Annotated in this window: 13 protein-coding genes; 1 reads left to right on the top strand and 12 read right to left on the bottom strand. The window is 60.3% G+C overall.

What is annotated here, in order from left to right:
- Positions 1-14 precede the first annotated feature (14 nt).
- The 5 genes from AC4PS7_RS17750 to AC4PS7_RS17730 are packed head-to-tail and all read right to left on the bottom strand — an operon-like array spanning position 15 to position 4,163.
- Positions 15-287 carry a DUF2160 domain-containing protein gene (locus AC4PS7_RS17750; RefSeq protein ID WP_010209675.1) on the bottom strand — a complete coding sequence of 91 codons (273 nt, stop codon included), beginning with the start codon at positions 285-287 and terminating at the stop codon, positions 15-17.
- 10 nt (positions 288-297) lie between these two features.
- Complete coding sequence (locus tag AC4PS7_RS17745; RefSeq protein WP_003174634.1) at positions 298-1,098, bottom strand: carbohydrate ABC transporter permease; 801 nt, start codon at positions 1,096-1,098, stop codon at positions 298-300.
- 10 nt (positions 1,099-1,108) lie between these two features.
- Positions 1,109-1,975, bottom strand: coding sequence for a carbohydrate ABC transporter permease (locus AC4PS7_RS17740; RefSeq protein WP_010209674.1), 867 nt, complete (start codon positions 1,973-1,975; stop codon positions 1,109-1,111).
- Complete coding sequence (locus AC4PS7_RS17735; RefSeq protein WP_106119287.1) at positions 1,972-3,069, bottom strand: ABC transporter ATP-binding protein; 1,098 nt, start codon at positions 3,067-3,069, stop codon at positions 1,972-1,974. Before AC4PS7_RS17735 ends, AC4PS7_RS17740 begins: the two co-directional genes overlap by 4 nt.
- The gene (locus AC4PS7_RS17730; protein WP_106119288.1) at positions 3,069-4,163 is read right to left on the bottom strand and encodes an ABC transporter ATP-binding protein; all 1,095 of its coding nucleotides are present in this window, start codon (positions 4,161-4,163) and stop codon (positions 3,069-3,071) included. Before AC4PS7_RS17730 ends, AC4PS7_RS17735 begins: the two co-directional genes overlap by 1 nt.
- Positions 4,164-4,427: 264 nt before the next feature.
- Between AC4PS7_RS17730 and AC4PS7_RS17725 the strand changes: the two genes are divergently transcribed.
- On the top strand, positions 4,428-6,245 hold the full coding sequence (locus tag AC4PS7_RS17725; RefSeq protein ID WP_010209670.1) for a sigma-54-dependent Fis family transcriptional regulator: 1,818 nt from the start codon (positions 4,428-4,430) through the stop codon (positions 6,243-6,245).
- Here AC4PS7_RS17725 and AC4PS7_RS17720 read toward each other — a convergent pair.
- From AC4PS7_RS17720 to AC4PS7_RS17690, 7 genes are all read right to left on the bottom strand, one after another.
- Complete coding sequence (locus AC4PS7_RS17720) at positions 6,242-7,174, bottom strand: FecR family protein (RefSeq protein ID WP_010209669.1); 933 nt, start codon at positions 7,172-7,174, stop codon at positions 6,242-6,244. The two genes, AC4PS7_RS17725 and AC4PS7_RS17720, sit on opposite strands and share 4 nt — an antisense overlap.
- Positions 7,171-7,713, bottom strand: coding sequence for a sigma-70 family RNA polymerase sigma factor (locus AC4PS7_RS17715; RefSeq protein WP_010209668.1), 543 nt, complete (start codon positions 7,711-7,713; stop codon positions 7,171-7,173). The genes AC4PS7_RS17720 and AC4PS7_RS17715 overlap by 4 nt, the downstream gene beginning before the upstream one ends.
- A gap of 76 nt (positions 7,714-7,789) precedes the next feature.
- Entirely contained in the window at positions 7,790-9,907 is a 2,118-nt protein-coding gene (locus AC4PS7_RS17710; RefSeq protein WP_154847093.1) for a TonB-dependent receptor family protein, read from the bottom strand.
- A 192-nt stretch (positions 9,908-10,099) separates the two neighbouring features.
- Entirely contained in the window at positions 10,100-10,369 is a 270-nt protein-coding gene (locus AC4PS7_RS17705) for a hypothetical protein (protein WP_044287348.1), read from the bottom strand.
- 134 nt (positions 10,370-10,503) lie between these two features.
- Positions 10,504-11,253, bottom strand: a complete 750-nt coding sequence (locus AC4PS7_RS17700) for a hypothetical protein (RefSeq protein WP_031291146.1) — start codon at positions 11,251-11,253, stop codon at positions 10,504-10,506.
- 385 nt (positions 11,254-11,638) lie between these two features.
- Positions 11,639-11,956 (bottom strand): hypothetical protein, encoded by a 318-nt coding sequence (locus AC4PS7_RS17695; RefSeq protein ID WP_010209663.1) that lies wholly within the window; start codon positions 11,954-11,956, stop codon positions 11,639-11,641.
- A 5-nt stretch (positions 11,957-11,961) separates the two neighbouring features.
- Positions 11,962-12,123 carry a hypothetical protein gene (locus AC4PS7_RS17690; protein WP_167337370.1) on the bottom strand — a complete coding sequence of 54 codons (162 nt, stop codon included), beginning with the start codon at positions 12,121-12,123 and terminating at the stop codon, positions 11,962-11,964.
- Between the last annotated feature and the right edge of the window lie 2 nt (positions 12,124-12,125).

Below are 12,125 nucleotides of genomic sequence, written 5' to 3'. Positions count from 1 at the left end.
TATTCATAAGGGCACTAGCCCCAACGCATCACACTCAACAGCCATACCAGGGAGAGCGCGGACGCCACCCAGATGCTCCAGTCGGTAACGCCGATGACCAGCAAATGCAGGTAGGCGCTGCCGAGAAGACCGATAAACAAACGATCACCACGGGTGGTGCTGATCGGTAAGAACCCACGCCGGGGAATACTCGGAGAACGCAGCTCCCAAGTGGTCATGCCCGCCAGGATCAGGGCTATGGCACCAAAAAACAGCGCGGTGGGGGTGGTCCAGGCCATCCATTCCATCATCGACTCCTCAGACCCGGCCCAGGGCAAAGCCCTTGGCCACGTGGTTGCGAACAAACCAGATCACCAGCATGCCGGGAAGGATAGTCAACACCCCCGCCGCCGCCAGCACGCCCCAATCGATACCCGACGCCGACACCGTGCGGGTCATCACCGCCGCGATGGGCTTGGCATTGACCGAGGTCAGGGTGCGCGCCAGCAACAGTTCGACCCAGGAGAACATGAAGCAGAAAAACGCGGTGACACCGATGCCGGAGCCGATCAACGGGATAAAAATCTTCACGAAGAACTTAGGAAACGAGTAGCCGTCGATGTAGGCGGTTTCGTCGATTTCCTTGGGCACGCCGGACATGAAGCCTTCAAGGATCCACACCGCCAACGGCACGTTGAACAGGCAGTGCGCCAGCGCCACCGCGATGTGCGTGTCGAACAGCCCGATGGACGAATACAGCTGGAAGAACGGCAGCAGGAACACCGCCGGTGGCGCCATGCGGTTGGTCAGCAACCAGAAGAACAGATGCTTGTCGCCCAGGAAGCGGTAGCGCGAAAACGCATAGGCCGCCGGCAGCGCCACGCTCAGGGAGATCACCGTGTTCAGGCTTACGTAGTACAGCGAGTTGAGGTAGCCGGTGTACCAACTCGGGTCGGTGAAGATCACCTTGTAGTTGGCCAGGGTGAAATCCTGCGGAAACAGCGTCAACCCGCCGAGGATTTCGGTGTTGCTCTTGAAGGACATGTTCAGCAGCCAGTAGATCGGCACCAGCAGGAACAGGATGTAGATCAGCAGCGGAATAACCTTGCGCTTACTCATGTTGGCGGCCTCAGCGGTTGGCGTCGGAGTGGGTCATGGCGGTGTAGAACAGCCAGGACACCAACAGGATGATCAGGAAATACACCAGCGAGAATGCCGCCGCCGGGCCCAGGTCGAATTGGCCTACAGCCATCTGGGTCAGCGTCTGACTCAGGAACGTAGTAGCGTTACCCGGACCGCCGCCGGTGAGGACGAAAGGCTCGGTGTAGATCATGAAGCTGTCCATAAAGCGCAGCATCACCGCGATCAGCAGCACGCTTTTCATCTTCGGCAACTGGATATGTCGGAACACCGCCCAGGGCGATGCGCGATCAATCCGCGCAGCCTGGTAGTACACGTCCGGAATCGCGCGCAGTCCGGAGTAGCAGAGCAGCGCCACCAGGGAAGTCCAGTGCCATACGTCCATCACCAGCACCGTTACCCAGGCGTCCATGGTGTTGGCGGCGTAGTTATAACTGATGCCCAGGGCGTTGAGGCTGTAACCCAGCAGGCCGATATCGGCGCGACCGAAGATCTGCCAGATTGTCCCTACCACGTTCCATGGGATCAGCAGCGGGATGGCGAGGATGATCAGCACCAGCGAAGACCAGCGGCCCTTGGTCGGCATGGTCAGGGCGATGGCGATGCCCAACGGGATTTCGATCAGCAACACGCAGGCCGAGTAAATGAACTGACGCAGCAGCGAATCGTGCAGGCGTGGGTCAAGCAGCACCTGCTTATACCAGTCGGCACCGACGAAGTAGCGACTGGACTGGTCGAAGATGTCCTGCACCGAGTAGTTGACCACGGTCATCATCGGGATCACCGCACTGAATGCCACCAGCAGGAACACTGGCAGCACCAGCCACCAGGCCTTGTTGTTTTGCACCTTGTTCATGGCTGCACCTCCAGCAGGTAATCGTCGGCGTACACCATCAACCACTGCGCGGGAAAGCTGATGGAGGCCTTGCCTTCGGGCACGGGTTTGTCTTCGGCCAGGCGTACCTTGAGCAACGCGCCGTTGAGGTTGAGGGTAATAATCTTGTAGGTGCCGAGGTCTTCGAGATGAGTGATATCGGCCTGCAGGGCGTCAGGGTTGTACTCGTCCCACACGTGGATGAATTCCGGGCGGATACCGACCTGCAGCTTTTTGTACTCGGTGTTGGCAATACGTTGCTGCAAGGCCGCTGGCAATGGCAGGTGGGTGTCGGCAAACCGCACCCCGCCCGCCTCGGCTTGCACCTCGATCAGATTCATCCCAGGGCTGCCGATGAAATAGCCGACAAAAGTATGGCTGGGCCGTTCGAACAGATCGCGGGGTGTGCCGAATTGCACGATCTGGCCGCCGTACATCACCGCGATCTTGTCGGCGAAGGTCGAGGCCTCCAACTGATCGTGGGTGACGTAGACCATGGTGATGTTGAACTGCTCGTGGATCTGCTTGAGTTTGCGTCGCAGTTTCCACTTGAGGTGCGGATCGATCACCGTCAACGGTTCATCGAACAGGATTGCCGACACGTCGTCACGCACCAGGCCACGGCCCATGGAGACTTTCTGTTTCTCGTCGGCGGTGAGGTTGCGGGCCTTCTTGGTCAGCAGGTTCTGCAGGTCGAGAACTTCGGCAATTTCCTGCACCTTGCTGTGGATTTTTGCCTCGGCCATGCCCTGGTTGCGCAGCGGGAACGCGAGGTTGTCGAACACCGTCATGGTGTCGTACACCACCGGGAACTGAAACACCTGGGCGATGTTGCGTTTTTCCGGGGTGAGGTCATTGACCACTTTGCTGTCAAACAGCACATGGCCTTCGGACGGGCTGAGCAGGCCGGAGATGATGTTGAGCAGGGTCGACTTGCCGCAGCCCGACGGCCCAAGCAAGGCGTAGGCCCCACCCTGCTCCCACACATGGTTCATTTCCCGAATGGCGTAGTCCTCAGGACCGCTCGGCGTAGGGCTGTAGCTATGCGCCAGGTTCTGCAAATGGATCTCGGCCATCAGGCAACCCTCGCAACACGGCGCCCGGGGGCCTGGACCAAACGGCCCTGCCCATCGAACACAAACAGTTTATGGGTGGGGATATACACGCGGATCGGCGCGTCGACGTCGTATTCGTGGACCCCCGGCAGGTGCAGTACCAGCAGGAAATGTTCGCTGCGCACATGCAGGAAGGTTTCCGAACCACTGATCTCCGCGACTTCCACGGTGACCGCCAGCTCCAGATCGTCATCGTTGCTTGGCACCAGGCTGATATGGCTGGGGCGTACGCCAAAACGGAATTCGCCTTCGCCAATCGGGCGCAGATCGACGTTCAGCGGGAAGTGCACGAAATTGGCAAAGCTCACCTCATTGCCGCTGATACGCCCCGGCATCAGGTTGATCGGCGGCTCGGAAAACAGCTCGGCCGCCAGCACGGTCTGCGGCTGGTGATAGACCTCGGCAGCCTTGCCGCTCTGAATCACCCGGCCTTCGTTAAGAATGGTGGTGGTGCCGCCCAGGGCCAACGCTTCGTTGGGCTCGGTGGTGGCGTAGATGGCGATGGTGTGGCGCGCGGCGAACAGCTCGCGCATTTCCTGACGCAGTTCTTCGCGCAGTTTGTAGTCCAGGTTCACCAGTGGTTCGTCGAACAGGATCAGCTCGGCGTCCTTGACCAGTGCGCGCGCCATGGCCGTGCGCTGCTGCTGGCCACCGGAGAGTTCCAGCGGGTGACGCTGGAGGAATTTCTCGATGCGCAGCATCTTCGCGGTTTCCAGCACTTTGCTCTGGATCAGCTCATTGGACACACCGGCCTGGCGCAACGGCGAGGCGATGTTCTCGAACACCGTCATGGTCGGGTAGTTGATGAACTGCTGGTAGACCATCGACACGTTGCGCAGGCGCACCGGCTTTTGCGTGACATCCACACCGTTCATCAGGATGCGACCGCTGTTGGGCTTATCCAAGCCGGCCATCAGGCGCATCAGGCTGGTCTTGCCGGACAGGGTGCGACCGAGCAAGACGTTAAAGGAACCGGCTTCGAAACGCAGGGTGGCATCGTCGATCCAGGTCTGGCCTTCGACAACGCGGGAGACATGTTCCAGGGTCAATGACATGACACGACCTTTTTTATTATTGGAATGAATCTGGCCAGCTGTCAGAGCGAGTTTCGTGCCAAAACGACAAGTGTTTGATGTGCAAGGAAATGGGGTGAAAGCGATGTTCGAGAGTGAACAATCTGACTGAACAATTGAACAGTTCAGGGGTTGACAATGAACAGTTCTGAACAACACTCTCATGCACAACACAGGGCAACTGTGGGAGCGGTTTTTCCAGGCAGATTGTGCAAGCCCAATAACAATAAAAACGAAGGTCACCCCATGGCCGAACCACTGGCTCACGACACCCTTATCCAGGAATCCTGGCGCCGCTGCCGCGCCTTCGGCCTGGACCACCAGAGCACGCCCAGCTTCGACCAGCTCCCCGCCGAGGGCATCAGTCAACTGCTGGAAAGCCAGCACTCGCTGGTACAGACCACGCATCAGGAAGTGCTGCCCTATTACGAAAACATCCTCAGTAATTCCAACTGCCTGATCATGCTGGCCGACAACCAGGGCCAGGTGCTGACCAGCTGGGGCACCCAGCGATTTATCGACCCCAAGCTGGCCAGAGGCTTCAACCCCGGCGCCAGCTGGATGGAGCGCTCCAGCGGCACCAATGCCATCGGCACCGCGCTGGCCTGTGCCCAAGCGGTGCATATCGAGCACGATGAACACTTCCTCAAGGCCAACCGCTTCATGACCGGCTCGGCGGCGCCGATTTTCGATGCGCAGCGCGAGATCATCGCGGTGCTGGATGTGTCCAGCGACAGCTACCTGCCGCCCTCGCACACCCTGGGCATGGTCAAGATGATGAGCCAGACCGTGGAAAACCGGCTGATCCTCAACCTGTTTCGCGGCGAGCACTTCCAACTGACCTTCAACACCGGCCTGAGCAACCTCGACAGCCAGTGGGCCGGCCTGCTGATCTTCGATGAGAGCGGTCAGGTGCTGTCAGCCAACCGGCGTGCCGACAACCTGCTGGGCATCAGCTTGTCGCGGGTGATGATCGACAGTTTGTTCAAGGTGTCATTGCTGGAGTTGTTGAACCAGCCGGAAGGATTGCCTTTCTCCCTGCAGGCCGCAGGACGCAACCGCTTCCAATGCGTGTTGAGACGCCCCAAGCAGATGCCCGTGCAGGCGCGCGTGTTCACCGAGCCGACGCCACCGACGCCTGCGTCGATTGGCCTCAAGACCCTGCACTTCGGCGATGTACGCGTGGAGAAGGCCGTGCGCCAGGCTGAACGCTTACTGGAAAAGGACATTCCGCTGCTGATCCATGGCGAAACCGGCGTGGGCAAGGAAGTGTTCGTCAAAGCCCTGCACCAGGCCAGTTCGCGCAGCCAGAAGGCGTTTATCGCGGTGAACTGTGCGGCGATTCCCGCCGAGCTGGTGGAATCGGAACTGTTCGGCTATGAAAAAGGCGCCTTCACCGGCGCCAATCAGAAAGGCAGCATCGGCCTGATCCGCAAGGCCGACAAGGGCACGCTGTTTCTCGACGAGATCGGTGATATGCCCCTGCCGACCCAGGCCCGTTTGCTGCGGGTGCTGCAGGAGCGCTGTGTACAGCCGGTGGGCAGCAGCGAGCTGTTCCCGGTAGATCTGCGAATCATCTCGGCCACCAACCGTGCACTGCGCGAGCTGGTGCAGGCCGGACGTTTTCGTGAGGATTTGTACTACCGCATCGGCGGCTTGACCTTGGAACTGCCGCCGTTGCGCGAACGTACCGATAAGCAGGCACTGTTCCAACAACTGTGGCAGCAACACCGCGAGCCGACTCAATGGGCAGGCCTCAGCGCCGAAGTGCTGGCGTTATTCGAACAGCACCCGTGGCCGGGGAATCTGCGTCAGGTGAGCAGCGTGTTGCAGGTGGCGCTGGCCATGGCTGAGGAACAGCCGATCCGCGCGGAACACCTGCCAGATGATTTTTTTGTGGACTTGAAGGTAGATCCGCCGCTGCCCGCCAGTGAATACCTGGATGACAGCATCGATCTGAACCAGCGTTTGAAGGCGGCAGGCGGGAACATCTCCCACCTGGCGCGGGAGCTGGGGGTGAGTCGCAACACCTTGTACAAACGCCTGCGCCAGCACGAAGGCTAACGCGGCTTGACCACCACCAGCAGGTCGGTGAAGTACTCCACCTGGATCGGCAGGTTGTCCGCCAGTGACGACAGCGCCGCCGCCGTATCATCCAGCTTGAACACACCGGACACCCGCAGGTCCTGCAACGCCTGAGGGTCGAAGCGCAGCATGCCATGGCGGTAGCTGGCGAGGGTTTGCAGCACGTCGCTCAGGGGTTGATCGTTGACCTTGAGCAGGCCACGGGTCCAGGCGTCCGGGTCGCTGTTGCCGATGGCTTGCGGCGGCTGGGCGCGGCCGTGATCGAGGACCGAACGCTGGCCGGCGGTGACGTTGACGCCGTCGCGGGTGGCGCCTTTGACCGCGACGCTGGACTCGATCACCGTGACCACCGTGGTGCCATCCGCTGCACGTTTGACCAGATAACGCGTGCCCAATGCCGTGGCCGTACCTTGGTCGGTACGCACCACGAACGGCCGTTGCGCATCCTTGGCCACGTCCACCCAGAGTTCGCCTTGCAGCAACTCGATGACCCGTTGATGGCCGTCGAATTTCACGTCGACCGCCGAATTGCTGTTGAGCTGCAACTGGCTGCCGTCTTCGAGGGCGATCTGCCGGCGCTCGCCGACGCCGGTGCGCTGGTCGGCCATCCAGACCGGCAGGTGTTGCAGGCCCAGCCAGCCGCACAGGACCACGCCGAGCAAGCCCACCGCTTGCGCACCTCGCGCACGTCGCGGGGCGAATGCGCGGTTCAAGGCAATGCGTGCGGGCTTGGCCGGCAGCGTGTCGAGGCTGCCCCATACTGCGCCCATGCGTTCGATGGCCACAGCGTGCCGCGGGTCGGCCTGGCGCCAGGTGTTGAATGCCTGGTGGTCGGCCTCGGTGACGTTTTCGTCATGCAGGCGGGTCAGCCACTGCGCCGCTTGTTGGATGATCTGTTCGGAACTCATGCCAGCGGGTCTGCCGGGTGCAGGCTGTGGTAGCAGTGAACCAAGGCACTGGAGATGTAGTTTTTGACGGTGCTGGCAGACACGTCCAGGCGTGTGGCGATTTCGCTGTAGGTCAGCCCGTCGAGGCGGCTCAGCAGGAACGCTTCGCGCGCCTTGGCAGGCAGCCCGGCAAGCATCTCCGCAATACGTTCCAGGGCTTGCAGCGCGACATGAATCGCGGCCGGGTCGGGCATGCCAGCGTCCTCGCACTGGATCACCAGGGCTTCCATGTAGGCTTTTTCGATGCGACGACGACGGGCGCCGTCGATCAGCAACCGCCCTGCCGTGGTGGCCAGGAACGCGCGGGGCTCTTTGATCTGTTGAGGTTCGGCCAGCATCAAGACGCGGATGAAGGCGTCATGGGCGAGGTCCGCTGCATGCTGGGAACACCCGAGTTTCTTGCGCAGCCAGCCGTGCAACCAGCCGTGGTGCTCGCTGTACATCGCCGTAAGGGTCTGCTGCCGGACGGAGTCGCCTGGCGCGGCCGGAATGTCGTGCATGCGCAAAAAGATCTCAAATGGGAATAATTGCCAATTGCGCAGACAATGCCAGTAAAACAGGGTTTGGGCAAGGGGCTCAGCGCCAGCTCCACGACACACCGGTGTAGATGCCACGGCCATCCGCCGGCGTGGAACGCGCTACATCCAGGCCTTTATCGTCGTATCCCGGCGTGACGGTGTTGGCGTAACGGCGGTTGGTGAGATTGCGCAGGTCGACCCAGGCTTGCCAATCCTGCTGGGGCGCATCGTAGCCGAAGGTGGCACCGAGCACCGTGTAGGACGCGGCGTAGTAGGAGTTGGCGTAGTCCACTGCCACTCTTGATGAATGCTCGGTGTTAAGGCTGGTGTAGAAACCGGTCGGATGGCTGTAGCGCACCTGCGCCTGATAGTAGTGCTTGGGGATACCCGGCAGGGCGTTGTCGCCAAAGCGGTCGTCATCACGGTAGTGGAAGTCGCTGAAGGTGTAGGCCTGGCGCAGAGTGAGCTGGCCGTTATGGCCGCCTTCCCACAACGGGCTGAGCAGGCTCAGTTCCACGCCCTGGTGCACAGTGGGGCTGGCGTTGGATTCTGCGACGATGGCATTGCGGGTGGCGGTTTGCGCCTGGGTTTCCACCGTGAGCAATTCGTGGCGCACTTCAGAGCGGTACAGCGCCAGGTCCCACTGGCCGAACCATTGCTCGCCGCGCCCGCCGAATTCCAGGGTGGTGGCGGTCTGGTTTTTCAGGCTCACGCCTTCACGCTGAAGGCCGGTGGCCGGGCCGCTGTCTTTGGGGAAGTATTTGTTCGAACCCCAAATCATCGACCACGCATGCGGCGGCTCGACCGATCGGCTCAGGTTGCCGTACACCTGCAGGTGCGGGGTGAAGTCGTACCGCAGGCCGATACGCGGAGCGTAGTCCCAGTCGTGCTGGCTGAGCGGCGCCTGGCCTTCGGGATAGGTGACCTGGGTTTCGCGACGGGTGTAGATCGCCGCCAGGCCGGTGGTCAGCCATAGGTCGGGAATCAGTTCCAGATCGTTGCCGATGTGCAACACGGTGTCGGAGCCCAGGTAGCTGTAGTCACGGGTCTTGGTGCCGGGCGCGTAGCCAGCGGTATTACCGGCAGGCATGCGCGCATATTCCGAGGCGCCGTTGTTGGGCATCGCCTGGGTGGTGCGCAGGCCGACGGTGGTGTTGCTGTCGTGGCCAAACAGCGTGTCCTGACGGATGTAGTTGAGGGTGCTGCTGATATCGGTGTACGCGACTTTGAGGCGGTTGGTGCCTTCACGCAGGTCCATCGGGTAATCGTGGTACGCCAGGCCGACTTCGACGCGGGCATTATCGTCCAGCTGCAAGGTGGTCTTGTTGGCGATCCAGGTCGAGCCCGGCTGCAGGCGCTTGGAGTCACGGGCGGCGTTGAGGCTGGCGGCCGCGCGCGGGTCGTGGCTGATCTGGTATCGCGTGAGTTTGCCCGGCGTGTCGTTGGTGGTTTCGCGGTAGCGGAAATAGAAGCGGGTTTCCAGGTCCGGGTTGAAGCGGTAACCGAAGTTGGCGGCCACCCCTTTGCCGGTTGCTGCGCTCTGGTGCTGGTAGCCGTCGGATTCGGAATCGGTGAGGCTGATGTAATAGTCGGCATCCCCCAGCACCTGGCCGGAACTGATCTCACGCTGGGCGTAGCCTTTGCTGCCCGCTTCATAGCGCAGTTGCAGCTTGGGCGCATCGTAGCCCGTGCGGGTCACGTAGTTGACGGCGCCGCCTAGGGCCAACGCGCCCTGGTCAAAACCGTTGGCGCCGCGCAGCACTTCTACCCGGCTTTGCCACAACGGGTCTTTCAGCTCGTAAGGGGTGCCGCCAGGACCGGTCAACGGCAGGCCGTCGAACATTTCGTACAGGCCGGAGGCGTGGGACCCGGGGCTGCGGTTCAGGCCCGAACCGCGAATCGAGAGCTTCACCCCTTCGTTGTTAGCCGCCTTGGCGTACACCCCGGCCTGGTACTTGAATACGTCTTCGTTGGTACTCACTCGCCCCTGCTGCACGCTATTCATGTCGATGTAGTTGGTGCCACCGGGCACACTCTTGAGCTGCGCCTCGGCCACTTCACCGGCGCTGGCTTCGCTGCTGGTGACTTCGACCGGGGCCAATTGCAGGTCTTCGGCGTGCACCAGCGAGCTTAACGTCAGGGCGGCAAACAGGAACGGAGGGTGGCGCAACAGCATCGGGCAGGTCCTTGGAGTTCGGGGGGCACGTGGTGGGAAGGCTGGGACGCGCGCCAGGTCACGCCTTATTAACGCTTTGACCTCCTGGGCTGTTTTGCGTGACACAGCTGAAGCTGACCTGGCACATAGGAGGTTCACATCCGTATGGGGCGCGACTCCATCCAGGACGTTGTCGCCTCCCACACAAAATCCTCAGCTGTCGGGGATATTCAGCACCTGCATCAATTCTTCTGCTTCTGATCCCGGAGCCAATCGGAATCCATACATTTCATCCGTTGCCAGTATCCCGCGCAGTGCATCGAGCAATTGCGCCTCGATGGGCGAGTCACGCAGGAGTTCGTGCGCAGGCAACAACAGTTCGGCGCAGACACCCTGAATACTCGCCGCATCGATCACAGCCAACAGGATAAAGCGCAGGCGTATTTCTCTTTCAGTAGGCCAAACCGTTTTCCGCTTACCCATGGTAAAGGCCTCATATTTCAGAAAAATCCGAGGCTATTGATGACCAAGGGGTGTTTCAAGCAGTGGGCAGCAAGATAGGCCGATTCCTACGCGCAAAAGGGAAGCACCGTACCTTTATGCTGACGTATCCCTGTTTATTGCACCGGCAGAAAATTCATCAGCAACAAGCTCTGCGCATAGTTCAGGCCAATACGCCGGTAGCGTTCATCGAGCATCTGGGTCAGCAGATCGAGACGCGCGACGATCTTGCCGAACTCCACCGCGAAGCTGAGGTTGCTGCCCTCCTCCGAAATTTCGTTGGAAAACAGCAGCAGCACGCCATTCGCATCCTGACGTTTGCTCAGCAGCCACGTGGCCTTCTCGATATTGCGCGCGGCATTGCTGACGAACTGCGGGTTGATTGAATCGGTGATGTAGAACTCCGTGCGTCCACCGTGGGCGGTCACGATCATGCTGCCGATTGCGTAGATGAAGGCGCCGACCCGGTCGCCTTTGAATTCAGGGCTCAAGGAGTAACTCAGCGCCGCCAGGTCACGACGCTCCCCTAGGGCTGGTAGTGCGCGACGTTGCTCGATGGCCTGGCGAATCTCCCGCGCCGCAGTCACCGCGTCCGGGTAACCCGACTGCCGCCACTGGCTGGGATTACGCAGATAGAGTTTGCTCATCAGTAAATACAGGCTTTGCAGATTGTCGCGCATGCCCAGCGTCGCCATGCGATCGACACTGGTCTGGAAGAACTCATCGGGCTTGCCATTGCTGAACTGCTTGACGATATCCTGCCCCTGCTGCTGGCTGCAGCCGCTGGCACAGAGCATTAACAAGGCCGCCAGCAGCAAGGGCTGGCGCACCCGTCGACGATTGAAACAAGGAAACGTGCGATCCATCGGCACCCGATCTGATTCATCCGCCCACGCGGGGATCGGCGGGGCTGGGACAAGGATAGAGCGGAGAAATCCAGAAAAGTGCAGTGACCGGGGGCAGAGAGTTGTAACCAGAGACCGCTGGGCAGATGAATGGGCTTACATTCTGAATAATTCTATTCTGTCTCTATACTTACTGTAACGACTGTAATCAGGGTCACGGCAATGAAACATCCAATTCGTGCGCAAATGGTTGTCCAGATGATTTGCCTGCTTTCGGTGGCGCAGCTTTTTTGCTGAGTTGCGTGTCACGGCTTTAATACTCAGCCGCCCTTGCGGCGGTGGAAGGTATTGCCCGCTGCTCACTCTAATCTGGCCCGACATCCAAATGCCGGGCCAGAGCGTGCCGCTACAGCAAGACAGTGGCCAGCATGCCCAAGGCTCCCAGGCAAAACCCGATCATCGCGCCTCGGCCGGGAAACTCCTGGAACAGCGCCCAGATCACGATCGGTTCCAGCAGCAATAACGACGTCACGGAAACCACCGTGACCACCCAGATATCACCGACTGCCAGATAACCCAGCCAATAAGCCCCCAACAGACAAAGTCCTGCGAAGCACATCACCACCACCGGCATGATGAAAGCTTGCCATGAGCCGTCGCTGGCTTGGGCCAGCCTGGCGGTGACTACCTCACTGTAGATTGCACAAAACTCACCGACGACCATCAACCCTAGAGCAGAAACTCCGAGTAATTCTTTGGACATATCAAAAACTCCTTCGTATTCAACGCACTGTTTTTCAACTCCCAGCCGGCGATGCCGCTGCCGAGGGTTTCGTCGCAGATGTACGAAGCAGCCTTGAACAGGCCTGAATTACCGAAGTGCTTTTGCATGC

Source organism: Pseudomonas sp. DW-iso3, from assembly GCF_058725305.1.
The sequence above is the reverse complement of the archived record's forward strand: the minus strand, read 5'-3'. Positions and strand labels throughout refer to the sequence as shown.